23 protein-coding genes are annotated in these 24,505 nt (G+C 70.1%); 7 read left to right on the plus strand and 16 right to left on the minus strand.

The features are described 5' to 3' along the window. A partial coding sequence (locus EOINJALH_RS23740; RefSeq protein WP_234414006.1) for a general secretion pathway protein GspB occupies positions 1-356 on the plus strand: 356 nt, incomplete at its 5' end. Positions 357-390: 34 nt separating this feature from the next. Next, positions 391-1,794, plus strand: coding sequence for an aspartate aminotransferase family protein (locus tag EOINJALH_RS23745; RefSeq protein ID WP_088284813.1), 1,404 nt, complete (start codon positions 391-393; stop codon positions 1,792-1,794). Between the two features lie 171 nt (positions 1,795-1,965). On the opposite strand, the gene EOINJALH_RS23750 is transcribed toward EOINJALH_RS23745, so the two are convergent. From EOINJALH_RS23750 to EOINJALH_RS23825, 16 genes are all read right to left on the minus strand, one after another. Continuing rightward, positions 1,966-2,787, minus strand: coding sequence for an N-acyl amino acid synthase FeeM domain-containing protein (locus EOINJALH_RS23750; protein WP_088284815.1), 822 nt, complete (start codon positions 2,785-2,787; stop codon positions 1,966-1,968). Between the two features lie 79 nt (positions 2,788-2,866). After that, positions 2,867-3,904 carry a patatin-like phospholipase family protein gene (locus EOINJALH_RS23755; RefSeq protein WP_088284817.1) on the minus strand — a complete coding sequence of 346 codons (1,038 nt, stop codon included), beginning with the start codon at positions 3,902-3,904 and terminating at the stop codon, positions 2,867-2,869. Further along, positions 3,901-5,583, minus strand: a complete 1,683-nt coding sequence (locus tag EOINJALH_RS23760; RefSeq protein WP_088284819.1) for an ATP-dependent DNA ligase — start codon at positions 5,581-5,583, stop codon at positions 3,901-3,903. Before EOINJALH_RS23760 ends, EOINJALH_RS23755 begins: the two co-directional genes overlap by 4 nt. 19 nt (positions 5,584-5,602) lie before the next feature. After that, positions 5,603-6,613, minus strand: a complete 1,011-nt coding sequence (locus EOINJALH_RS23765; RefSeq protein WP_088284820.1) for a ligase-associated DNA damage response exonuclease — start codon at positions 6,611-6,613, stop codon at positions 5,603-5,605. 91 nt (positions 6,614-6,704) lie between these two features. Continuing rightward, a complete protein-coding gene (gene clsB, locus EOINJALH_RS23770) occupies positions 6,705-7,982 on the minus strand; it encodes a cardiolipin synthase ClsB (RefSeq protein WP_088284822.1) in 1,278 nt (425 codons plus the stop codon). 27 nt (positions 7,983-8,009) lie between these two features. Next, positions 8,010-8,819, minus strand: coding sequence for an endonuclease/exonuclease/phosphatase family protein (locus EOINJALH_RS23775; RefSeq protein ID WP_088284824.1), 810 nt, complete (start codon positions 8,817-8,819; stop codon positions 8,010-8,012). Between the two features lie 14 nt (positions 8,820-8,833). Beyond that, positions 8,834-9,298, minus strand: coding sequence for a dihydroneopterin triphosphate diphosphatase (gene nudB, locus EOINJALH_RS23780; protein ID WP_088284826.1), 465 nt, complete (start codon positions 9,296-9,298; stop codon positions 8,834-8,836). Next, positions 9,295-10,425 carry a 3-deoxy-7-phosphoheptulonate synthase gene (locus EOINJALH_RS23785; RefSeq protein WP_088284828.1) on the minus strand — a complete coding sequence of 377 codons (1,131 nt, stop codon included), beginning with the start codon at positions 10,423-10,425 and terminating at the stop codon, positions 9,295-9,297. The genes nudB and EOINJALH_RS23785 overlap by 4 nt, the downstream gene beginning before the upstream one ends. A 33-nt stretch (positions 10,426-10,458) precedes the next feature. Next, positions 10,459-10,884, minus strand: coding sequence for a type II toxin-antitoxin system death-on-curing family toxin (locus tag EOINJALH_RS23790; protein WP_088284830.1), 426 nt, complete (start codon positions 10,882-10,884; stop codon positions 10,459-10,461). Beyond that, positions 10,881-11,105 carry an AbrB/MazE/SpoVT family DNA-binding domain-containing protein gene (locus EOINJALH_RS23795; protein WP_088284831.1) on the minus strand — a complete coding sequence of 75 codons (225 nt, stop codon included), beginning with the start codon at positions 11,103-11,105 and terminating at the stop codon, positions 10,881-10,883. The genes EOINJALH_RS23790 and EOINJALH_RS23795 overlap by 4 nt, the downstream gene beginning before the upstream one ends. 113 nt (positions 11,106-11,218) lie before the next feature. Beyond that, positions 11,219-13,009, minus strand: coding sequence for an aspartate--tRNA ligase (gene aspS, locus EOINJALH_RS23800; RefSeq protein WP_088284833.1), 1,791 nt, complete (start codon positions 13,007-13,009; stop codon positions 11,219-11,221). A gap of 124 nt (positions 13,010-13,133) precedes the next feature. Then, positions 13,134-13,793: a DUF502 domain-containing protein gene (locus EOINJALH_RS23805; RefSeq protein ID WP_088284835.1), complete on the minus strand. Its 660-nt coding sequence runs from the start codon at positions 13,791-13,793 to the stop codon at positions 13,134-13,136. A 30-nt stretch (positions 13,794-13,823) separates the two neighbouring features. Further along, a complete protein-coding gene (locus EOINJALH_RS23810) occupies positions 13,824-14,180 on the minus strand; it encodes an FmdB family zinc ribbon protein (protein WP_088284837.1) in 357 nt (118 codons plus the stop codon). A 108-nt stretch (positions 14,181-14,288) separates the two neighbouring features. Continuing rightward, the gene (locus EOINJALH_RS23815; protein ID WP_088284838.1) at positions 14,289-15,809 is read right to left on the minus strand and encodes a sodium:solute symporter family protein; all 1,521 of its coding nucleotides are present in this window, start codon (positions 15,807-15,809) and stop codon (positions 14,289-14,291) included. A gap of 72 nt (positions 15,810-15,881) precedes the next feature. Next, on the minus strand, positions 15,882-17,432 hold the full coding sequence (gene ubiB / locus EOINJALH_RS23820; RefSeq protein ID WP_088284840.1) for a ubiquinone biosynthesis regulatory protein kinase UbiB: 1,551 nt from the start codon (positions 17,430-17,432) through the stop codon (positions 15,882-15,884). Between the two features lie 3 nt (positions 17,433-17,435). Then, complete coding sequence (locus tag EOINJALH_RS23825; protein ID WP_088284842.1) at positions 17,436-17,954, minus strand: hypothetical protein; 519 nt, start codon at positions 17,952-17,954, stop codon at positions 17,436-17,438. Positions 17,955-18,094: 140 nt separating this feature from the next. Between EOINJALH_RS23825 and EOINJALH_RS23830 the strand changes: the two genes are divergently transcribed. From EOINJALH_RS23830 to rfbB, 5 genes are all read left to right on the plus strand, one after another. After that, on the plus strand, positions 18,095-19,486 hold the full coding sequence (locus tag EOINJALH_RS23830) for an undecaprenyl-phosphate glucose phosphotransferase (protein WP_088284844.1): 1,392 nt from the start codon (positions 18,095-18,097) through the stop codon (positions 19,484-19,486). 57 nt (positions 19,487-19,543) lie between these two features. Next, positions 19,544-20,803 carry a hypothetical protein gene (locus EOINJALH_RS23835; protein WP_088284846.1) on the plus strand — a complete coding sequence of 420 codons (1,260 nt, stop codon included), beginning with the start codon at positions 19,544-19,546 and terminating at the stop codon, positions 20,801-20,803. An 11-nt stretch (positions 20,804-20,814) separates the two neighbouring features. After that, entirely contained in the window at positions 20,815-21,855 is a 1,041-nt protein-coding gene (gene galE / locus EOINJALH_RS23840) for a UDP-glucose 4-epimerase GalE (RefSeq protein WP_088285126.1), read from the plus strand. Continuing rightward, entirely contained in the window at positions 21,852-23,288 is a 1,437-nt protein-coding gene (locus EOINJALH_RS23845) for a mannose-1-phosphate guanylyltransferase/mannose-6-phosphate isomerase (protein ID WP_088284848.1), read from the plus strand. Before galE ends, EOINJALH_RS23845 begins: the two co-directional genes overlap by 4 nt. Positions 23,289-23,423: 135 nt before the next feature. Then, positions 23,424-24,482, plus strand: coding sequence for a dTDP-glucose 4,6-dehydratase (gene rfbB / locus EOINJALH_RS23850; RefSeq protein WP_088284850.1), 1,059 nt, complete (start codon positions 23,424-23,426; stop codon positions 24,480-24,482). The last annotated feature ends 23 nt before the right edge of the window (positions 24,483-24,505 follow it).

The following is a 24,505-nucleotide window of genomic DNA, read 5'->3' on the forward strand; positions in this document are numbered from 1 at the left end:
CGTCGCCACCCGAGCCATCGCTGCCCGCCACGCCACCGCCCGCCGCGGCACGGTCCGAGCCGGTGCGGCCGGTCGCCACGCCACCCACAGGCCCCGTGGCCGCCACCGCCTCGGCCGCCGCCCCGCGCCCCATCGTGGCGCGCGAGGCCCTGCCCGACGACGTCCGCCGCCGGCTGCCCGAGCTGCGCATCGGCGGCTCGATGCACTCGCCGGTGCCGGCCAACCGGCTGCTCATCGTCGACGGGCAGGTCGTGCGCGAGGGCGACACCGTGGCGCCGGGCCTGGTGATAGAGCAGATCCGGCCGCGCTCGGCCGTCTTCCGTTTCGGCACGCACCGCTACGAGGTGCCGCTGTGAGGCGGCCCGAATCCATCCCCCGCCCAGGCCCGCCATGACCCATCCGCAGCAGCCCGCCCCGTCGCAAAGCGAGGGCGACGTGAACCACACGCCCCGGCGCACCGCCTGGCAGCGCGAACACCTCGACCCGCCGACGCGCGCGCTGCTGGCCCGCGATGCCGAGGCCTTCCTGCACCAGTCGGTGTCCACGCCGTGCCTGAACGGCATCCGCAAGGCCGAGGGCCTGTGGATCGAGGACATGGCGGGCCGGCGCTACATGGACTTCCACGGCAACAACGTGCACCACCTGGGCTATGCCCATCCGCATGTCATCGCGGCCATCAAGGCCCAGCTCGACGAGCTGAGCTTCGCGCCGCGTCGCTTCGCCTGCGACCGCGCGGTGGAACTGGCCGAGGCGCTGGGCGCGCAGTTCCGGCGCCTCACCGGCGCGGCCGGCCGCGTGCTCTTCACCACCGGCGGCAGCGATGCGGTGGAGGTGGCCATCAAGCTGGCCCGCACCGCCACCGGCCGATTCAAGACGCTGAGCTTCTGGGACGCCTTCCACGGCGCGGGCTTCGGTGCCTCCAGCGTCGGCGGCGAATCGCTGTTCCGATCCGGGCGCGTCGGGCCGCTGCTGCCTGGCACCGAGCACGTGGCGCCGTTCGGCTGCTACCGCTGCGCCTACGGGCACCCGGTCGACGCCCAGGGCCTGCCCCGGCTCGACCAGTGCCGGCTGGCCTGCGCCGGCATGGTGAAGTACGTGCTGGAGCGCGAGGGCGACGTGGCCGCGGTGATCGCCGAGCCGGCACGCGCCGTGCCCTACCTGCCGCCGCCAGGCTACTGGCAGGCGGTGCGCGAGGCCTGCAACGCCCACGGCGCGCTGCTGATCTTCGACGAGATCCCCACCGGCCTGGGCAAGACCGGCCGCTTCTTCGCCGCCGAGCACGACGGCGCCACGCCCGACATCGTGGTGCTGGGCAAGGCACTGGGGGGTGGCGTGCTGCCGATCGCGGCCTGCCTGGCGCGCGAGGACCTCAATCTCGCCGGGGCCTATGCCTACGGCCACTACACCCACGAGAAGAATCCGGTCACTGCACGGGCCGCGCTGGCCACGCTGGAGGTCATCGAACGCGAAGGCCTGGTCGAGCAGGCGGCGCGCGTCGGTGCCCACGCGCTGGACCGCCTGCAGGGCCTGAAGGACCGCCACCCGATCATCGGCGATGTGCGCGGCCGCGGCCTGCTGCTGGGCGTCGAACTGGTCACCGACCGGGCCGCCAAAACCCCGGCCGGCGACGCGGCCGAGCGCGTGCTCTACCGCGCGATGTCGCGTGGCCTGTCGTTCAAGACCACCATGGGCAACGTGCTGACGCTGACCCCACCGCTGATCACGACCGAACGGCAGATGGACGAGGCGCTGGACATCCTCGACGCCTGCCTGCAGGAGGAACGCACCGCGTGAGCGCGGCGGTGCCGGTCACAAGCAAATGTGGCTCCGCCACTTTGCTTGACCCCCACGGGGGGCGGGTTGGGCGCAGCCCGGCGCTGGGGGCGCTCACAAGCAAATGTGGCTCTGCCACTTTGCTTGACCCCCACGGGGGGCGGGCTGGGCGCAGCCCGGCCCTGGGGGCGCTCACACACCCATCAGGTCGGACGGCGCGAAATCGGAATCGCGCACCGCGACGCGATCGCGTTCTTCCAGCCAGTGCTCGTAGCGCGAACGCAGGCGGGTGATGATGCCGGCCTCTTCGGGCAGCGAGAACGCGAAGGGGTAGAGCGAACGCTCGGTGGCCGACAGCTCGGGTTGGCCACCGAACTTGCCGATCTGCGACATGATGTACGAGAACTCGACCGTCAGCAGCACGGCCGGTGCGTCCACCGACCGGTTGATGCGGGGTTCACCGAGCACGCTGCAACCCAGCATGCGCTCGTAGTAGCGCACATGGCGCGGGTTCACCTCGATCAGCAGCGTGTCGTGCCCGCGCATGCGGTGGGCCACGATGTAGGCCACGTGAAACAGCGCCGCCAGCACACGCTTGGTGCCGGTTGTCGGGTCGATGGCCAGCTTGGTGAACTCGCAGAGCTTCAGGCCCTTGTCGCGCAGGGACTGCACCTCGTGCGGAAAGGTCTGGTCGGCGGCGAGTCTGTCGGGGCCGTCGAAGGCCACCGTGATGGTGCCGATGGTCTGCTGGTCCTCGATGGCGGCCAGCGTGAAACGCTGCGTGGGGTGGTCGGACGGCAGGTCACCCACCCGATAGCCGCGCCACAGGTAGCGACCCTTCAAAAGCGACGCCACCAAGCCACGCCGCGACTCGGAATCGGCGGCCTTGATCTTGAAGCGGCGCGGGCCAGGGGCGCCGTCAGGCAGCATGCCGATCGGCGGGTCCAGCACCAGCATGCTGCCAGCCTTGCGGAACCACTCAACCGACGCGGCAAACAGGGTGCTCGATGTCATCGTCGCTACTCCTCGTAGATCTCAACGCTCAATCGGAGGCCTTTCCGACCATCTTATCGATTCCCTATCATCCATCAGATCACAACTGGCGTGGCGTGAGGAATGTGGCTTCGATGTCCACCGTGGTGCGCACCCCCAGATCCGAGCGGTGCGCCTGCAGCCAAGTCTGCATCGCCTGGCGGCCCAGCGCCCGAAGCTGGCGCAGAAATCGACCATCCGTGTTCATCTTGCTTGCCGCACCATACTCGGACAGGAGCGAATCGTCACCAACCATGTGCATGCGCAACGACTTGTATCGTCCGGCATCCAGACGCTGCTCGCGAAGCAGCCGCGTGACAAAGCCGATGGCCCGCATTTCGCCCACCAGGCCGGCATTGAAGGTGATTTCGTTGACCCGATCGAGGATGTCCATCGCCGAGGTCGGGACGCCGGCCCGCGACAGTGGGTTGATGCGCACCAGCAACAGGTCGAGCGCGTCGGTGTGGTAGATCAGTGGCCACAGCGCCGGGTTGCCGCTGTAGCCGCCGTCCCAGTAGGGCACGCCGTCGATCGTCACGGCCTGGAACAGCTGCGGCAGGCAGGCCGAGGCCAGCAGCGCGTCGATGGACAGGTCGTCACCGTTGAACAGGCGCGCCTGCCCGGTGGTGACCGACGTGGCATTGACGAACAACGAGAGCGGCCCGGTGCGCATGGCGGTCTCGTCGACATGGCGACGCAGCACGTCGCGCAGCGGGTTGATGCCCAACGGGTTGAACTGATAGGGGCTCACCGACCGCATCAAGGCGCCGAACCATTCGAAGGCCGGGTGGCTCTCGAGCCCACTCTGGTTGGCCGCCTCGAAGGGATCGAGGCCGAAGCAGGCGTTGGCCGACGACACGTCGCCCCAGAAGGCGTCGAGCGCCGCGCGGGCACCGGCGCGGCCATTGCGCGCCATGCCGGTGGCCATCACCGCGGCGTTGAGCGCGCCGGCACTGGTGCCGCTGACGCCGGAAAGCACGATGCGCTCGTCCTCGAGCAGGGCGTCCAGCACGCCCCAGGTGAAGGCGCCGTGCGAGCCTCCCCCCTGCAGGGCGATGTCGACGGGAACGGTCTTGCTTCGGCGTCGTGCGACGGTCATCGGGTGGAGGGCTCCAGCAGCTCGAGCAGGGTGGGCAACGCATCGGCCTCGTGCAGCGGCTTGTCGGTGCGCACGCGCAGCATACGCGGGAAGCGCACGGCCAACCCGCTCTTGTGGCGGCGGCTTGCCTGGATGCCCTCGAAACCCAGGGTGAACACCAAGGTGGGCCGCACGCTGCGCACGGGGCCGAACTTTTCCAGCGTGGTGGCGCGGATGCGGGCATCCACGTCACGGAACTCTGCGTCGGTGAGGCCGGAGTAGGCCTTGGCGAAGGCCACCAGTTGCAGCGCACCGGGCTGCGCGGGTTCGCGGCGGCCGATGGCCTCGACCACCGCCTGCGCCTCGGCGGCGTCGAGCGGCGGGCGGTTCCACACCGCGAAGGTGTAGTCGGTGTAGACGCCGGACCGGCGGCCATGTCCGGCCTGGGCGTAGATGAGCACGGCATCGACGGCCATCGGGTCGATTTTCCATTTCCACCACACGCCGTCGCTGCGCGTGCGCCCGGTGCCGTAGGCCGACTCGCGGTGCTTGAGCATCAGCCCCTCGACGCGCCGCACGCGGCTGTCCTCGCGCAGCGCGGCCAGCGCCGGCCAGTCGCCGCCCGCCAGCAGCGGCGACACGGCCACGGGGCCCTCGGCCAGCCGGGCCTCGAGCCGGCGTCGGCGCTCGTGCTGCGGCAACGCGCGCAGGTCGGCCCCGCCGTCTTCGAGCAGGTCGTAGGCGACGAAGCGCACCGGCGCGGCGGCCAGCACACGCGGCGTCAGTTGCTTGCGCTGGATGCGCTGTTGCAGCAGCTGGAAGGGCGCGGGCCCGTCGGCCGCCCAGGCCAGCAGTTCGCCATCGAGCACCGTGCCGTCGGGCAGCGCGCCAACCTGGGCGACGACCTCGGGAAAGCGCTCGGTGACCAGTTCCTCGCCACGCGACCAGATCCACACCTGACCTGCGCGGCGCACCACCTGGGCGCGGATGCCGTCGTACTTCCATTCGGCCATCCAGTCGCTGGCCGGGCCGAGCGACGCATCGGGCGCGACCAGCGGGTGCGCCAGGAAGAACGGATAGGGCTGGCCGGACGCCGCCTGCAGCGTGGAGGCGGGCGCCAGCAGCGCGGCCAGGCGGTCGGCGGTGGGCGGCTCGCGCGCGTCGGTCCAGCCCATCATGCGCTGGGCGACGAGCTTGGCATCGAGGCCGGCATGGCGGCCCAGCGCCCGCTGCACCAGCAGCCGGCTCACGCCGACGCGGAAGCCGCCACCGATGAACTTGACGAGCAGGAAGCGCCCGTCCACCGACAGTATGTGCAGCCAACGAGCCACCTGCGCGGCCTGCGCCTCGGCCGGCAGCGTGCGCAATGGCAGCAGGCGATCGTGCATCCACGCGTGCAGCCCCAACGGTGGCGCCTCCTCGGGCGGCGGCAGCAACTGCGCGATGGTCTCGGCCAGGTCACCCACCGCCTGGTAACTGGCTTCGAACAGCCAGTCGGGCAGGCCGGCCTGGGCCTGCGCCTGGGCGCGCAGCACGGCCATGGGCACGGTGCGGCGCGGCCGGCCGCCGGCCAGGAAGTACACGGCCCAGGCGGCGTCGGCCGCCGGCGCCTGGGCCAGGTAGCGCACCAGGGCGTCGACCTTGGCCTCGGTGGAGGTGGTCGCGTCCAGCTCGGCGTACAGGCAGGCGAAGCGCTGCATCGGCAGGGGCTGCGCCGCGTCAGGCGGCGGCCTCCTCGTCACCGTAGGCGGTGCGGAAGGATTCGGCGCGCAGGCCCTGCTCGGCGAGCCAGCGCACCATCACCGCCTCCTGCCCGTGGGTGACGATCACGCGCTCGGCCCCGGTGGCCGCGATGGCGCGCTGCAGCCCGGGCCAGTCGGCATGGTCCGACAAGGCGAAGCCCCGGTCCACACCCTGGCGGCGGCGCGCGCCGCGCAGCTGCATCCAGCCACTGGCGAAGGCGTCGCTGAAGTCACCCAGCCGACGCGCCCAGGCACTGGCGTGCACCGAGGGTGGCGCGATCACCAGCGCGCCGGCCAGCGCCTCGCGATCGGCCCGTTCGCCCAGCACCTGCGTCGGCGGCAAGGTCACGCCACTGGCGCGATAGGCGGCATTGAGCGGCTCCACCGCGCCGTGCACCAGGATCGGCCCGATGCCGGCGTCCACGCCGGCCAGCAGGCGCTGCGCCTTGCCGAAGCTGTAGGCCAGCAGCAGGCTGGGCCGGCCGGCGGCGGCATTGGCGCGCCACCAGTCGTCCACCTCGGCCAGCACCTCGGCCTGCGGGCGCCAGCGGTACACCGGCAGGCCGAAGGTGGATTCGGTGATGAAGCAGTCGCAGCGCACCGGCTCGAACGGCGCGCAGGTGGGGTTGCGCTCGTCGTGCGCGCTGGCGAAGTAGTCGCCCGACGCCACCCACACCTGGCCGCCATGCTCGAGCCGCACCTGCGCCGAGCCCAGCACATGGCCGGCCGGGTGCAGCGACAGGCGCACGCCGTGGTGGGTGACCGCCTCGCCGTAGTCCAGCGCCTGCAGTGGCAGCGCGGCGCCCAGCCGGGCCCGCAGCACGTGCTCGCCGGCGCGGCTGGCCAGCACGTGCCGGTGGCCCGCCCGGGCATGGTCGGCATGCGCATGGGTGATCACCGCCCGGTCCACCGGTCGCCAGGGGTCGATGAAGAAGTCGCCCGGCGGGCAGTACAGGCCCTCGGGGCGGGAGACGACGAGATCGGTCATGGCGCCCTCCGCGGCCGCGCTCCCGGCGGCGGGGCCGCCCTGGGCTTCACGGTTGGCCCGTGCCGGGTGCACCGCATGTGGGGGGCGGCGGTCAGTAGCGACCGCTGATGCCGGCCAGCCGCAGGAACCAGTAGGCTGTCGAGGCCACAAAGCCCCGGCGCAACACGGACCACCAGCCGCGACCCAGCGGCGGCCGCGTGATCGGCGTGGACACGGCCACCGCCGATTCGAAGCGCAGGGCCAGCGCCCCGGTGAAGCCGATGTCGTGCACGACCACGTTGGCCTCCAGGTTGAGCAGCAGCGACAGCGGGTCGATGTTGCTCGACCCGACGGTGGCCCAGTCGTCGTCGACCACCGCCACCTTGGCATGCAGGAAAGCCGGCGTGTACTCGAACACCTGCACGCCCACGGCCAGCAGTTCGTCGTACAGCACCTGCGCGGCCAGCGCCGCGAAACGGTAGTCGGCCTTGCCCTGCAGCAACAGCCGCACCCGCACCCCACGCTGCGCGGCGCTGCGCAGCGCACGTCGGAAGGCACGGCCCGGGTAGAAATAGGGGCAGATGATGCCCACGCGCTGGCGTGCCGACTGGATGGCATCGACGTAGGCACGCTCGATGGCGCGGCGCTGGCGCAGGTTGTCGCGCACGACGAAGGCCGCGCGCACCGGCGGCAGAGGCTCGTGACCTCCGGCGCCGGCGGCCGACGGCAGGATGCGCAGGCGCCCCAGCATGCGGCGAGCGCGGGCCAGCGGCTCGGCGCTGCGGGCCAGCGAGCCGATCTCCTCGCGCCAGTCGGCGCCGAGCGCCGCGCGCGTCCACATCGCCCGCGCGGTCTGCTCCACCGCCTCGACCACCGGACCACGCACTTCGACGGCGAAATCCAGCCGCGGGGCGTCTGACCAGCCGTGGTTGAGGTCGTTGCGGTCGTCGATGATGTTGATGCCGCCCACGAAGCCGACCTCGGCGTCCACGACGCACAGCTTCTGGTGCAGGCGCCGCAACTGGCCCGGGTGCAACAGGCGCCACCAGCGGTCGATCGGCCGGAACACGGCCAGTTGAACACCGGCGGGCTCGACCCAGCCGCGCAGCGTGGCCAACGTGGCCTTGGCGCCGAAGCCATCGACCACCAGGTGCACCGCCACGCCGCGCCGTGCGGCTTCGGCCAGCGCGTCGGCCACGGTGCGCGAAGTCTCGTCGTCGTGGAAGATGTAGGTGGCCATCCACACCTGGTCCCGCGCCGCCGTAATGGCGCGGCACATCGCCGGGAACAACTCGTCCCCACCGGCCAGCAGGCGCACGGTGTTGCCGCCCGACAGTTCGGGGCGCTGCGGGTGCGCGGCGCTGGCGAATGGGAACGGTGACGAGGACATCAGGCGCTGACGCGGTTGAACGCCGGGCTACTCGAGCGCCAGTTCCACCAGCAGCGGCAGATGGTCGGACATGCGCGCCCAGGCGGCCCCGCGCGGCACATGCGCCGACACGCACGACAGGCCCCGGGTGTAGACGCGGTCGAGCGCGAACACCGGCACGCGCGATGGGAAGGTGCGCTGGCCGATCGGCCCGCCGGCGCGGGCACGCGACAGGCCGATGCCGCGCATCGGCGCATCGAGGCGCTCGCCCCAGTCGTTGAAGTCGCCAGCCACCATCAGCGGCGCGCCCCGAGGCACCTCGACCGACAGGAACTCGGCCAGTCGCTCCACCTGTCGCACCCGGCTGGCATGGATGAGCCCGAAGTGCGCCACCACCACGTGCACCTCGATGCCCTGCCACTGCACCGGCACATGCAGCAGGCCGCGCTGCTCGAAGCGGTGGTCGCTGACGTCGTGGTGGCCCACCTCGCCGATGGGCCAGCGCGACAGCAGCGCGTTGCCGTGCTCGCCGTGCTTGGTCACCGCGTTCGTGCGATAGGCCACGGTGTAGCCCTCGGGCGCCAGGAAGTCGGCTTGGCCGCCCTCGGGCCAGCCCAGCAGCGTCTGGTCGAAGTGCAGCGCATCGCGCTTGTGGTACAGGCGCACCTCCTGCAGGCACACCAAGTCGGCGTCCAGCGCCTCGATGCCCAGGCCCAGGTTGTGGATCTCCAGGCGCTTTCCGGGCCCCATGCCGCGCACGCCCTTGTGGATGTTGTAGGTGGCGACGCGCAGGTGCTGGCTGCTGAACTGCGTGCTGGCGTGCTGGCGCGAGGGCGGGGCGAACTCGGAGTGGCGCATGGGTCGCTCGGTGGTCAGGCCGTGAAACGGGGCAGGTGCAGCACGGCTTCGGCGTTGCTGGGCGAGAAGCAGCGGTCGGCCGCCTCGCGCCAGGGCAGCCACAGGTGCTGAAGGTGCTCGCGCGGGTTCAGCGTCACCGGCGTGCCGGGCGGCACCACCAGGCCAAACACGTGCTCGGTGTTGTGGGTCACGCCGGGGGCATAGCGGTGGCGCCAGACGGGGTAGATCTCGTAGACATTGGACATTTGCCAGTCGCGCAGCGCCGTGGCCGGCACCTGCGCCGAGCCGATGGCGATGCCGGTCTCCTCGGCCACCTCGCGCACGCAGGTGTCGCGCAGCGGCTCGTCGGGCAGGTCTTTGGCGCCGGTGACGCTTTGCCAGAAACCAGGCTTGTCGGCGCGCTCGATCAGCAGCACCTCGAGCGCCGGGGTGTGGATGACCACCAGCACGCTCTCCGGGATCTTGAACGGGCGGCTCATCGTCCGGCCCGACGTTGCCGCACCGCACCGGCCAGTTGGCGCAGCAGCGGCGCCGTGTCGTCCCAGCCGATGCAGGCGTCGGTGACCGAGACGCCGGGCTTCAGGGCCTGGCCAGGCACCAGGTCCTGCCGGCCCTCGTGCAGGTGGCTCTCGACCATGACGCCGATGATGCGGCGCTCGCCGGCGGCCAGTTGCGCGGCGACGTCGGCAGCCACCTCGATCTGCCGGCGGTGCTGCTTGGCCGAGTTGGCGTGCGAGCAGTCGATCATCACCTGCTCGCGCAGGCCCCCCTTGCGCAGCACGGCGCAGGCCGCCTCCACGGCGGCGGCATCGTAGTTGGGCTGCCTGCCGCCGCGCAGGATGACGTGCCCGTCGTCGTTGCCACGGGTCTCGAAGATGGCGGCCACGCCCATCTTGGTCATGCCCATGAACGAGTGGGCGGCGGCGGCCGCCTGCAGCGCGTCGGCGGCCACCTGCACGCCGCCGTCGGTGCCGTTCTTGAAGCCCACCGGGCACGACAGGCCCGAGGCGAGCTGGCGGTGGCTCTGGCTCTCGGTGGTGCGGGCCCCGATGGCGCCCCAGGCGATCAGGTCGCTCACGTACTGCGGCGACAGCAGGTCGAGGAACTCGGTGCCGGCCGGCAGGCCCAGCGCGCTGATGTCGAGCAGCAGCTCGCGCGCGCGGCGCAGCCCTTCGTTGATGCGGAAGCTGCCGTCCAGCCGAGGGTCGTTGATGTAGCCCTTCCAGCCGACGGTGGTGCGCGGCTTCTCGAAATACACGCGCATCACGACGATCAGGTCGTCGGCCAGCTCGGTGGACAGGCCCTGCAGCAGGCGCGCGTAGTGCATGGCCTGGTCGTGGTCGTGGATCGAGCAGGGGCCGACGACGGCCACGAGGCGGTCGTCCTGGCCATGCAGCACGCGGCCGATGGCCTGGCGGGTGCGGTCGACCAGCGCCTCGACCTCGGGCGTGACGGGCAGCTCTTCCAGCAGCACCGCGGGCGACACCAGGGCGCGCACGGCGGCGATGCGGGTGTCGTCGATGCGGGTGGTGTCGAGCGTGGCGGCGCCGGCGGGTGGCTGTGCGCCGGCTTCGTGGTCGTGGCGGAGATTGTCTGGAAGGCTCATGGTGGGTTGCTTTGCTTGCTGTCGATCAGCGGCTCAGCGCGTGGCGACGCGATCGCGCAGCCACGCGGCGAAGGTGGGTTCGTCGATTTCGCCAGCGGCGAGGCCGAACACCGCCACGGTGGCCTCGGCCTGCGATGCAGTGAGGCGGTGGCCGTTGAGCCCGAGGAACAAGCCCACCGAGAGGAACGCCGCGCGCTTGTTGCCGTCGACGAACGGGTGGTTCTTGGCCAGTCCGAAGGCGTAGCTGGCGGCCAGCTCGGCCAGGTCCGGTTGGCCGTAGGCCGCCAGGTGCAAGGGGCGCGCCAACGCCGATTCGAGCAGACCCTCGTCGCGCAGGCCGGACGCACCGCCATGCATCGCCAGGCTCTCGTCGTGCAGCAGCGTGAGCAGCCGACGGTCGATCCACTTCCAGCCGGCATTGGCACCGCCGGCCGGCGGGCCCGATGCAGGCGCGCTCACTTGGCGAGCGCCCTGAAGGTGTCGCGGTATTCGCGCATGAACTCGCGTCCGATCTCGAGCTGCGCCTCGAAGCTGGGGTCGAGCGCGGTGAGCGCCACACCATCGGGGGTCTCGGTGACGTACAGCGTGTCACCCTTCTCCAGCTTCAGCTTGGCCAGCACTTCCTTGGGCAGGATGACGCCGACGGAATTGCCGATCTGGGTGAGCTTGAGGGCGTGCATGGCAGGAACTCCAGGTTGTTATAACAGATGTTATACCAACCCGGAGCGCCTTGCGCAATCCGTGGGGGGCAAGAGCCCAGGCGGCGATCCGGCCGCCGCCTGGGACGGCGGGATCAGCCCGCCGGCGTCGGGTTGCGCAGCCGGATGTGCAGTTCGCGCAACTGCTTCTCGTCGACCAGGCTCGGCGCACCGGTGAGCAGGCACTGCGCGCGCTGCGTCTTCGGGAAGGCGATGACGTCGCGGATCGACTCGGCCTTGGTCATCAGCGTGGCGATGCGGTCCAGGCCGAAGGCCAGGCCACCGTGCGGCGGCGCGCCATACTGCAGCGCGTCGAGCAGGAAGCCGAACTTCACCTGCTGCTCTTCCGGCGTGATATTGAGCGCCGAGAACACCTTGGCCTGCACGTCGGCGCGGTGGATCCGCACCGAGCCGCCGCCGATTTCCCAGCCGTTGAGCACCATGTCGTAGGCCTTGGCGATGCAGGCCCCGGGGTCGGTGTTCATCAGGTCTTCGTGGCCGTCCTTCGGCGCGGTGAACGGGTGGTGCACCGCATTCCAGCGGCCGGCCTCCTCGTCCTGCTCGAACATCGGGAAGTCGACCACCCACAGCGGCGCCCACTTGTCCTCGAACAGGCCGTGGTTGCGACCGAACTCGCTGTGGCCGATCTTCACGCGCAGCGCACCCAGCGCGTCGTTGACGACCTTGGCCTTGTCGGCGCCGAAGAAGATCAGGTCACCGTTGCAGGCGCCGGTGCGCGCCAGCACCTCGGCGATGGCCGCGTCGTTGAGGTTCTTGACCACCGGGCTCTGCAGGCCGTCGCGGCCCTTGCCGGCGTCGTTGACCTTGATCCAGGCCAGGCCCTTGGCGCCGTAGATCTTGACGAACTCGGTGTAGGCGTCGATCTCGCCCCGGCTCATCTCGGCCCCGCCCGGCACGCGCAGCGCGGCCACTCGGCCGCCCTTGGCCATCGCCGGCGTCGAGAAGACCTTGAAGTCCACCGTCTTCATCACGTCGGTGAGTTCGGTGAACTGCAGCTTGACGCGCAGGTCGGGCTTGTCCGAGCCGAACTTGTGCATCGCGTCGGCGTAGGTCATCTCGGCATACACCGGCAGTTCCACGCCCATGGTCTTGCGGAACACGGTGCGGATCATGGCCTCGGTGATGGCGCGGATTTCCTGCTCGTCGAGGAACGAGGTCTCGATGTCGATCTGGGTGAACTCGGGCTGCCGGTCGGCTCGCAGGTCTTCGTCGCGGAAGCACTTGGTGATCTGGTAGTAACGGTCGAAGCCCGCCACCATCAGCAACTGCTTGAACAGCTGCGGGCTCTGCGGCAGCGCGAAGAACGCGCCATCGTGCACGCGGCTGGGCACGAGGTAGTCGCGCGCGCCCTCGGGCGTGCTCTTGGTGAGCATCGGCGTCTCGATGTCGATGAAGCCCTGCTCGTCGAGGAACTTGCGCACCTCGATCGCCACGCGGTAGCGCAGCATCAGGTTCTTCTGCATCGCCGGGCGGCGCAGGTCGAGCACGCGGTGCGTCAGGCGCACGGTCTCGGACAGGTTCTCGTCGTCGAGCTGGAACGGCGGCGTGACGCTGGGGTTCAGCACGTCGAGTTCGAGCGCCAGCACCTCGATCTTGCCGCTGACGAGGTTGCTGTTCTCGGTGCCGCTGGGCCGCGCACGCACCTTGCCGACGACCTTCAGGCAGAACTCGTTGCGCACGCCCTCGGCGGTGGCAAACATCTCGGGGCGGTCGGGGTCGCAGACGATCTGCACCAGGCCTTCGCGGTCGCGCAGGTCGATGAAGATCACGCCGCCGTGGTCGCGGCGCCGATGGGCCCAGCCCATCAGGGTGACGGTCTGGCCCATCAGCGCTTCGCTGACCAGGCCGCAGTAGGTGGTTCTCATGGGGGCACTCCAGTACTGGATGTTCGGTGGACGTGCGGCTCGACGCCTGGGGCGGGCCGCGGGTTTCGTGTCGGCGGCTGGGGCCCCGGTCGGGAGCCCTCCGGGCCGAACGCCTGCCTGGCGCTCAGCCCACCGGATTGGGGTCGGCCCCCTCCGGCCGCGCGGAGGCGCTGGCCGGGGGCGCGACGACGCCCATCGAGATGATGTACTTCAGCGCCTCGTCGACGCTCATGGACAGCGGCCGCACCGACGTGCGCGGCATCATCAGGAAGAAACCCGAGGTCGGGTTCGGCGTGGTCGGCACGTACAGGCTCACATGCTCGCTCTGCAGGTGCCGCGCCACCTCGCCGCTGGGCTTTCCGGTGACGAAGGCGATGGTCCACGAGCCGGCATGCGGGTACTGCACCAGCACGGCCTCGCGGAAGGCGTTGCCGTTGCTGGAAAACAGCGTATCGGACACCTGCTTGACCGAGCTGTAGATCGACTTGACGATCGGGATGCGGCCCATCAGCGCGTCCCACTGGCGCACCCACCACTGGCCGAAGATGTTGGTGACGAACACGCCGGTGAGCAGCATCAGCACCAGCATCACCAGCACGCCCAGGCCAGGCACGTGGCGCAGTTGCTCGATCAGGCTGTCCAACCCGGCCGGGAGCACCGCCTGCGAGAGGGTGAGCAACCACATGAACACGCCGTCCATCAGACCGAGCAGCCACAGCAGCACCCAGATGGTGATGGCCAAAGGCATCCAGACCAGCAGGCCTGCGATCGCGTATTTCTTCACCGGGCGGCTTTCGGGCGGTCCGGCGAGCGGTCAGTGGCAGGCACAGGAGCCGCCACACGAGCCGGCCGAGGCGGACGGGCCGTCGGCCGACTTGCTGTCGGTCTTCGCCTCGGTCTTCACGTCGGTCTTGGTGTCGGTCTTCGGGTCGGCCTTGGCCAAACCGGCTTCGGCCGGGGTCGCCGCGCCAGCGGCGGGCGCTGCCGCGCCGCCCTTGAAATCGGTGGCGTACCAGCCCGAGCCCTTGAGCTGGAAGCCGGCGGCCGTCACCTGCTTCGAGAACGTCTCCGCGCCGCAGGCCGGACAGGTGCTGAGCATCGGGTCGGACAGCTTCTGCAGCACATCCTTGGCGTGGCCGCAGGCGGAGCAACGGTAAGCGTAGATCGGCATGACCAAGCCCTCGGGGCAAAACCCGAAATTATAGAGGCGCCCCTGGGCGCCATGCGGTAGCGCCCCGCACGCACGGTGTCGACACACTGCCCGCAAGGGGCCAAGCGATCAGTGGCGCGGGCCGGGCGCGCGGTGATGCGTCGCGTGGCTTCCCGCGTGATGCGGGTGATGCGCGGGGTGTTGGGCATGCCGCAGGGCCATCTCGATCGAGCTGCCCTGGTTGTGCAGCACCTGCGGCGCCAGCGAGCCCAGGAGCATGCCGATGGCCGAGGCGAAGAGGCCCACCAGGTTGGGCGGCACCAGGGCCTCCGGGGCCACCACGCTGGCGCCCAACCAGCAGCCGATGCCGAACACGATCGACAGCAGGGCCCCCTGGGTGGACGCGCGCTTCCAGTAGGCCCCGGCCAGCAACGGCACGAACGCGCCGGCCAGGGTGACGTTGTAGGCGTTCTGCACCATCTCGTACATGGTGCTCTTGCTGTTCAGCGCGAACAGCAGCGCCCCGGCGGTGAAGGTGACCAGGATGATGCGCAGCGTCAGCAGGAACTGCCGGTCGCCCATGTGCGGCACGAAGGGCCGCAACACGTTCTCGGTGAAGATGGCCGTCGGCGCCAGCAGCGCCCCGCTGGCGGTGGACAGGATGGCCGACAGCAGCGCGCCGAAGAACATGATCTGCGCCCACATCGGCATCTTGCCGAGCACCAGATCGGGCAGGATGCGCTGGATGACCCGGGCATCCTCGTCGGCAAACAGCGCCGCCAGTTCGGGGTAGGCCACCAGCGCCGCGTAGGCGATGAAGATTGGCACGAACGCGAAGCAGAAGTAGATCAGGCCGCCGAGGATGGTGCCCCGGACCGCCGTCTGCTCGTTCTTGGCGCTGGTCATGCGCTGGAACACGTCCTGTTGCGGGACGGACCCGAACGCAAAGGCGAAGAACGCGCCGGCCATGACCCACCAGCCCTTGGCATCCTCGGGGAAGAAATTGAACTTGCCTTCGGCGCTGGCCTGGGCGATGACCTTGGCAGGGCCCCCGGCCAGGTCACCCACCAGCACGGCGACGAGTGTCAGGCCGATGACGATGACCACCGTCTGAAACAGGTCGGTGAAGGCCACCGACCACATGCCGCCGAAGATGGTGTAGATCAGCACCACGCCGCCGCCCAAGACGATGGCATGGTTGAGTTCGATCGCGCCCCCCGACAGCACATGGATGACCAGGCCGAGCGCCGTCATCTGCGCCGAGGTCCAGCCCAGGTACGACAGCGTGATGGCCACGCTCGTCATCACCTCCACCAGCTTGCCGTAGCGCTGCTTGTAGAAGTCGCCGATGGTGAGCAGGTTCATGCGGTAGAACAGGCGCGCGAACAGCAGCGCCGCGATCACAAGGCACACCGCGGCGCCAAACGGATCGCCCGGGATGCCGCCAAGCCCGTCCTTGGCGAAGGTGGCCGACACCGACAGCACCGTCTCGGCACCGAACCAGGTGGCAAACACCGTCGCCACGTTCATATACAGCGGCAGGCTGCGGCCGGCGACCAGGAAGTCCTTGGAGTTGTGCACGCGGCGGGCGGCGATCAGGCCGATGCCGATGGTGACGACGAGGTACAAGGCGACAAACGTGATCAGCACGATCGACTCCGCAGGCGACGAGGACGGAAAACCGGGCGGGAGTTTAGTCGGCGATCGCCGCAGATGTGCGAATCACCACCCTCGCCACTGCATCAGCAGGCGGGTGGCGAGCGCCCCGACGATGAAGCCGACGGCGCCGAACAGCACCGCCTGCAGCAGGCGGTTGGTGCGCCGCTGCTCGGCCAGCAGGGCGAGCAGCGCCGGATCGGCCTCCCGACGCTGCTCCAGCGCCTGGTGCACCAGACGGGGCAGTTCGGGCAGCAGTTGCGCATAGCGCGGCGCCTCGTGCTTCAGCCGCTCGACGAAGCCCTTCCAACCCACCTGCCGGTGCATCCACTGCTCGAGGAAGGGCTTGGCGGTGTTCCACAGGTCGAGCTCCGGATCGAGCTGCCGGCCCAGGCCCTCGATGTTGAGCAGGGTCTTCTGCAGCAGCACCAGCTGGGGCTGGATCTCGACGTTGAAGCGGCGCGAGGTCTGGAACAGCCGCATCAGCACCTGGCCCAGCGAGATGTCCTTCAGGGGCCGGTCGAAGTGGGGCTCGCACACCGCGCGGATGGCCCCTTCGAGCGAATCGACCCGGGTGTTGGGTGGCACCCAGCCGCTCTCGACGTGCAGCTCGGCCACGCGCTTGTAGTCGCGCTGGAAGAAGGCCAGGAAGTTCTGCGCCAGGTATTCCTTGTCCCACTCGGTGAGCGTGCCGATGATGCCGAAGTCGAGCGCGATGTAGCGGCCAAAGGTGGCCGGCTCGATGCTCACCTGGATGTTGCCCGGGTGCATGTCGGCGTGGAAGAAGCCGTCGCGGAAGACCTGGGTGAAGAAGATCGTGACGCCATCGCGGGCCAGCTTGGGGATGTCGACGCCGGCCTCGCGCAGGCGGTCGATCTGGCTGATCGGCACGCCCTTCATGCGCTCCATCACCATCACGGTGGGGGTGCACAGCTCCCACACCATCTCGGGCACCATGACCAGCTTCAGGTCCTGCATGTTGCGGCGCAGCTGCGCGGCGTTGGCGGCCTCGCGCACCAGGTCGAGCTCGTCGTGCAGGTAGACGTCGAACTCGGCCACCACCTCGCGCGGCTTCAGCCGCTTGCCGTCGGTCCAGACGCGCTCGACCACGCCGGCCAGCGTGTACAAGAGCTTCAGGTCGTGGTCGATGATGCCCAGCATGCTGGGGCGCAGCACCTTGACGGCCACCTCCCGGCCATCCTTCAGCACGGCGAAGTGCACCTGCGCGATGGACGCGCTGGCCACCGGGTCGGTGTCGAACTGGCTGAACACCTCCTCGATGCGCCGGCCGAAGGCCTTCTCGACCAGCGCCCGCGACTGGTCGCTGGGGAACGGCGGCACCCGGTCCTGCAGCCGGGCGAGTTCGTCGGCCACGTCCAGCGGCAACAGGTCGCGACGCGTCGACAGCACCTGGCCGAACTTGACGAAGATGGGGCCGAGCCGTTCCAGCGCCATGCGCAGGCGCTCGCCACGCGGCGCCTGCAGCTGGCGCCCGAAGGTGGCCACGCGCACCAGCGCGCGCACCCACCGCTGCCGGAAGCCCGACATCGCCACCTCGTCCAGGCCGAAGCGCAGGACGGTGAAGGTGATGGTGAACAGCCGGAAGAAATGACCCATCGGTCAGCGCGGGCGCAGCCGCCCGGCCAGCTCGCCCGCGCCTTGCAGCGCCGAGCGCAGCCCCTTGGCCAGCGCCGAGCCCAGGCCATGCAGCTGGTGCGCGACGACCGGGCCGAAGACCCGTTCGAGGTCGGCTGCGATGTCCCAGCGCACGTTCCCGATCAGCCAGTTGACGTCGGCGGCCAGTTGCGCGTCGCCGTCGATCTCGAGCGGCGGCAGCTCGCCCGACAGTGCGCCCAGCGCCACGCTGGCCGGGTTGTCGGCCGGCAGGCGGACGTTCAGGTCGGGGGCGCCGGGTTCGGCCTGCCACTCCAGCAACCCGGCCGGCGTGATGGCAAAGGCCAGCACTGGCAGGGGCGGCAACAGGAGCGGCCAGCCGGTCACCTCGAGCCGCACCACCCGGCCCTTGTGGACCTGCAGGCGCTGCGTGGCAGCCGGCTCGGAGCCGAGCACGTGGTTGATCATCAGGGTCAACCGCTCCATGAGAGCGGGCGCCAGCAAGGCTCGAAGGTCGGGAAACATCGTCGAATTGTAGGCAGTGCGGGCCGTCCCGGCCGCTGCCCGTGCCGGGACGGCCGACGAAATGCCGGACAATCCGCCCGCCGTTCAGCCCCCGTCGGCGCGTTCGCGGCCCGCCGCGGGGCCATCGCACCACCCGCCCGATGTTCGATCACCAGAACCGCCGCAACTTCTACAGCGCCCCGCAGTCGGTCACCTCCCTGGTCGCCGCGTTCACGGAGCCCGCGCTCGCCATCGCGGCCTACCTGCTGGCACTGCACGTCGCCGACGAGGCTGTGGGGCGCCCCGACCTGACGCTGTGCCTGCTGGTGTTCGCGCTCACCTTCCCGGGTCGCAACCGCTTCTTCGACACGGCCCTGTCGGTCGCGGTCGACGTGATCGGCGCCTGGATGTCGCTGCTGGTCATCCTGGCGCTGTGCGCCTACGCCACGCGAAGCTTCCACCTGTTCGACCGCGAGGTGCTGATGACCTGGGCGGTGGCCACGCCGCTGGCGCACATCGCCGCCGTCTGGGCGGGCCAGCGCGTGCTGCGCTGGAACGCCGCCCAGCCCGGGCAACGCCGTGCGGCGGTGGTGATCGGCGCCGGCGAACTGGGCGTGAAGGTGGCTCAGGCCCTGCGCGAGAACCATGTGCGGGGCATCGACTTCGTCGGCTGGTTCGACGACCGCGCCACCGACCGCGTGCACGCCGACGCCGCGGCGCTGCGCCTGGGCGGCCTGCGCGAAGCCGCACCCTACATCCTGTCGCAGGGCATCAAGGACGTCTTCATCACGCTGCCGCTGGGCTCGCAGCCGCGCATCATCGAGCTGCTCGAGAATCTGCAGGGCACCACCGCCTCGGTGTACTTCGTGCCCGACGTGTTCGGCATCAGCATCATCCAGGGCCGGCTGCAGGACATGAACGGCGTGCCCGTGGTCGGCATCTGCGACACGCCGTTCAAGGGCACCAACGAACTGGTCAAGCGCGTGTCCGACATCGTGTTGTCCACCCTCATCCTGATCCTGGTGTCGCCCGTGCTGCTGGCGCTGGCCATCGGCGTGAAGCTCAGTTCGCCGGGCCCGGTGATCTTCCGGCAGCGCCGCAACGGGCTGGACGGGGAAGAGATCGTCGTCTACAAGTTCCGCTCGATGGTCACCCAGGACAACGGCCATTCGGTGCCGCAGGCGGTCAAGGGGGATGCGCGCCTCACGCCCTTCGGCGCCTTCATCCGGCGCACGTCGCTGGACGAACTGCCGCAGTTCATCAACGTGCTGCAGGGCCGCATGAGCATCGTCGGCCCGCGGCCGCATGCCGTGGCCCACAACGAGCAGTACCGGCAGCTCATCAAGGCCTACATGGTGCGCCACAAGGTGCGGCCCGGCATCACCGGCTGGGCGCAGGTGAACGGCCTGCGCGGCGAGACCGAATCGCTCGACAAGATGCGCGCCCGCGTGGCCTACGACCTCGAGTACCTGCGCAACTGGTCGCTCGGCTTCGACCTGCAGATCATCGCCCGCACCGTGAAACTGGTCTTCTTCGATCGCAACGCCTACTGACCGCCCCGAGCACCGCCGCACCCCGAGCCGCCAGCCCTCCTCCAGAAAGCCCGCCCCATGAACTTCCACCGCACCTCCCACCGCCTGCTGCCCTTGCTCGCGCTGGCCCTGGCCGGCAGCGCCTGGTCGCAATCCAGCCCCTGGTATGTGGGCGCCGCGCTGGGCCTCAGCCACGATTCGAACGTCTACCGGCTGTCCGACGGCTTTGCCCTGCAGGCCGGGCTGGCCCGGGGGGACACCATCACCACCGCCACGCTGCTGGCCGGGCTGGACCAGCCCATCGGTCGCCAGCGCGTGCAGGGCAGCGCCCAGCTGCGCAACAGCCGTTTCAGCCGCAACGAGGGCCTGAACAACAGCGGGTACGGGCTGAACCTGTCGCTCGACTGGGCGACCATCGAACGCCTGTCGGGCAAGGTGCAACTGGCCGCCAACCGCGACCTGGCGGTGTTCGCGCCCGACAGCGACATCCCCACGCTGCAGCGCAAGAACGTGGCGAGCAGCGAACAGATCGATGCCAGCGTCCGGCTTGGGCTGATCTCGCGCTGGGTGGCCGAGGCCACGGTGGGCTGGCGCAACGTGGGCTACTCGGCGTCCGAGTTCCAGTCGCGCGAGTACAACCAGGGCTCGGCGTCGCTGGGCCTGCAGTACCGGCCCAGCGGTGCGCTGGGCCTGGGCACGGCCCTGCGCGCCACGAACGGCCGCTTCCCCCGGGCATTGGCGCTGGGCAACGACCAGTTCCTGGCCGATCGCTTCAAGCGCCACGACATCGACTTCACGGCCGACTGGGTGGCCTCCGGCGCCAGCACGGTGAACGCGCGGATCAGCACCGGCCGGGTGCGCTACCGAGAGGCCACGCAGCGCGACTTCAGCGGGCTGACCGGCCAATTGCGCTGGCAGTGGCGGCCCACCGGCAAACTGACGCTGGGCACCACCCTGCTGCGCGAGACCGGGCTGGATTCGTCGCGCGCCCTGGGGACGGGCTTCTTCGTCACCGGCACCGGCACCGACGTGAGCAAGACCACCGACGCGCTGCGCCTGCGCGCCGACTACGAACTCACCGGCAAGATCAGCCTCAACGCCAGCGTCTCGCGGGCGAGCCGCACGCTGGTCAATACTCAGCAGATCAGCTCGTCCACCGGGCCGACGGAAGGCGGCGATCGCACCCACGGCGCCGGCCTGGGCATGCGCTGGGTGCCCACGCGTGCCCTGCAGTTCAGCTGCGACTGGTCGCGCGAGCAGCGACGAACCGACGGCGGGCTGTCCTCGCCCTACAGTGTCGACGTGGTCGGCTGTGTCGGCCAGATCATCCTGCAATGACCAAGGCCCCCATGCCCAACATCCTGCTCACCGGCGCCACCGGCTACATCGCCTCCCACACCTGGCTGGCGCTGCAGGCGGGCGGTTTCTCGGTGGTGGGCGTGGACAACTTCGCCAACAGCTCGCCGGTGGTGCTCGACCGGCTGAAGGAACTCGGCGGCACCGTGCCGGTGTTCGAGCGTGCCGACGTCACCGATGCGGCGGCCATGGACGCGCTGTTTGCACGCCATCGCATCGACGCGGTGGTGCACTTCGCGGCGCACAAGGCGGTGGGCGAATCCACCGCACAACCGCTGGCCTACTACCGCAACAACCTCGGCGGGCTGATCACCACCTGCGAGGCCATGCAGCGGCACGGCTGCCGGCGCATGGTCTTCAGCTCCAGCGCCACCGTGTACGGCGACCCGGCTCGGCTGCCGATCCGCGAGGATTTCGCCCTGGCCGCCACCAACCCCTACGGCCAGACCAAGCTGATGGGCGAGACCATCCTGCGCGATGTCGGCGCCGCCGATCCGGCCTGGCAGACCGCCTGCCTGCGCTACTTCAACCCGGTGGGTGCCCATGAGAGCGGCCACATCGGAGAAGACCCGCGCGGCACGCCCAACAACCTGATGCCCTACGTGGCCCAGGTGGCCATCGGCCGACGCGCGCACCTGTCGGTGTTCGGCAACGACTGGCCGACACCGGACGGTACCGGCGTGCGCGACTACATCCACGTCGTCGACCTGGCCGAGGGCCACGTCGCCGCGCTGCGACGGCTGTTCGATCACCCGGGCTCGCTCACCGTCAACCTGGGCACCGGCCAGGGCTACAGCGTGCTCGACGTGGTGCGCGCCTTCGCCGCCGCCAGCGGCCGCGAGGTGCCGGTTCAGTTCGCGCCGCGCCGTCCCGGCGACATCGCCGCCTGCTGGGCCGACCCGGCACAGGCACGTTCATTGCTGGGATGGCAGGCCCGACACGGCCTGGCTCGCATGTGCGAGGACAGCTGGCGCTGGCAGACCCTCAACCCACAAGGCTTCGAGGCCGCACCGGCCGAGACGACACGCACATGAGCATCTCCGTTCAACCCGTGGTCATGGCCGGCGGTTCCGGCACCCGGCTGTGGCCGCTGTCGCGCGCCGGCTACCCCAAGCAGTTCCTGGTGCTGTCGGGCCAGACCAGCCTGTTCCAGCAGGCCGTGGGCCGCCTGCAGGGCCTGGCCTCGCCCGACGTGGCCGTGCTGCCGCCCTGCATCGTCGGCAACGAGGAACACCGCTTCCTGGTGCTCGACCAGTTGCGTGAACTCGGCGTCGAGCCCTCGGTCGCGCTGCTCGAACCGATGGGCCGCAACACCGCGCCGGCGCTGACGCTGGCCGCCCTGGCCGCGCTGGAAGGCGGGCAGGACCCGGTGCTGGTCGTCACGCCGGCCGACCAGACCGTCACCGACGAGGCCGCCTTCGCCACGGCACTGCGGCAGGCGGTGCAGTTGGCCGACGGTGGCGCCATCGCCATCCTGGGCATCGCGCCAGACCGCCCCGAAACCGGCTACGGCTACATCCGCAGTGCGCCGGCCGACGGCGCGCCGGTGGTGGCCCGCTTCGTCGAGAAGCCCGACCTGGCCACCGCGCAGGCCTACCTGGCCGAAGGCAGCTACTTCTGGAACGCCGGCATGTTCGTGCTGAAGGCGTCGGTGTGGATGGCCGCGCTCGAGCGCTTCCGCCCCGACATCGCCCACGCCACCCGCGCCGCGTGGGCGGCGCGCAGCACCGACGCCAAGTTCGTGCGGCCCGGCAAGGCCGAGTTCGCCGCCGTGCCCAGCGAATCGGTCGACTACGCGGTGATGGAGAAGTGCCCCGGCAGCGACATCGACATCCGCATGGTCGCGCTCGACGCCGGCTGGAACGACCTCGGTGCCTGGGAGGCGGTGTGGCAGGTGGCGGCCAAGGACGCGCAGGGCAACGCCAGCGTCGGCGACGCCATCGTCAAGGATTCGACCAACACCCTGGTGCACGCCACCAGCCGGCTGGTCAGCGCGGTGGGCCTGGACAACGTGGTCATCGTCGAGACCCCCGACGCCGTGCTGGTGGCCGACCGCGAGCGCAGCCAGGAGGTCAAGCAGATCGTCAGCCAGCTCGGCCGCGAGCAGCGCGGCGAGCACACGCTGCACCGCAAGGTGCACCGGCCCTGGGGCTGGTACGACAGCATCGACCACGGCCCGCGCTTCCAGGTCAAGCGAATCCTGGTCAAGCCCGGCGCCTCGCTCAGCCTGCAGAAGCACCACCACCGCGCCGAGCACTGGATCGTCGTCTCCGGCACGGCCGAGGTGACCAACGGCGACAAGGTGATCCTGCTCACCGAGAACCAGAGCACCTACATCCCGCTCGGCCAGGTGCACCGCCTGGCCAACCCCGGCAAGGTGCCGCTGGAGATCATCGAGGTGCAGTCGGGCAGCTACCTCGGCGAGGACGACATCGTCCGCTACGAAGACACCTACGGCAGGTCATGACCCACCCCCGGAGCGGGGTCGCTGCTGCCGCCTCGAGGGGCTGCCTCCAGCAGCCCGGCAAAGCCGGTTCTGCGGCGGCCACATGCAGAAGCCGCGGAGTCACTTCACTGAAGCACTTGATGGTCGGAGATTGACATGACCCTCCTCGTCACCGGCGGCGCCGGCTTCATCGGCAGCAACTTCGTCCTCGACTGGCTCGCCGCCAGCGACGAGCCGGTCGTCAACCTCGACGCCCTCACCTACGCCGGCAACCTGGCCAACCTGGCCAGCCTGCAGGGCGATGCGCGGCATGTCTTCGTCAAGGGCGACATCTGCGACCGCGCGCTGCTCGACGGCCTGATGGCCACACACCGGCCGCGCGCCCTCGTGCACTTCGCGGCCGAGAGCCACGTCGACCGCAGCATCCACGGCCCTGGCGAGTTCATGCGCACCAACGTCACCGGCACCTTCACGCTGCTCGAGGCCACGCGGGCGCACTGGATGTCGCTGGACGCCAGCGCCAAGGCGGCCTTCCGCTTCCACCATGTCAGCACCGACGAGGTCTACGGCAGCCTGGCCCCCGAGGCGCCCGCCTTCACCGAGACGCATGCCTACGAACCCAACAGCCCGTACTCGGCCAGCAAGGCGGCCAGCGACCACCTGGTGCGCGCCTGGCACCACACCTACGGCCTGCCGGTGCTCACCACCAATTGCAGCAACAACTACGGGCCTTATCACTTCCCAGAGAAGCTGATCCCGCTGATGATCGTCAACGCGCTGGCCGGCAAGCCCCTGCCCATCTACGGCGACGGCATGCAGGTGCGCGACTGGCTGTACGTGCGCGACCACTGCAGCGCCATCCGCGCCGTGCTGGCTGGCGGCCGGCCCGGCGAGGTCTACAACGTCGGCGGCTGGAACGAGAAGCCCAACCGCGACATCGTCCACACGCTGTGCGCGCTGCTCGACGAACTGCGGCCCAGCCCGCAAGGGCCCTACACGCGGCTCATCACCCACGTCACCGATCGTCCCGGCCATGATCGGCGTTATGCCATCGACGCGCGCAAGATCGAGCGCGAGCTCGGCTGGCGCCCCGCCGAGACCTTCGAGTCCGGCATCCGCAAGACGGTGCAGTGGTACCTGGACAATGCGGCCTGGGTGGCCGACGTGCAGAGCGGGGCCTACCGCGACTGGGTCCAGAAACAATACGGCGGCTGAGCCACGGGCCGCCCAGGAGAGCA

Origin of the sequence: Ideonella sp. A 288, from assembly GCF_002198735.1 — a bacterium.
Lineage (GTDB): Bacteria > Pseudomonadota > Gammaproteobacteria > Burkholderiales > Burkholderiaceae_C > Pseudaquabacterium.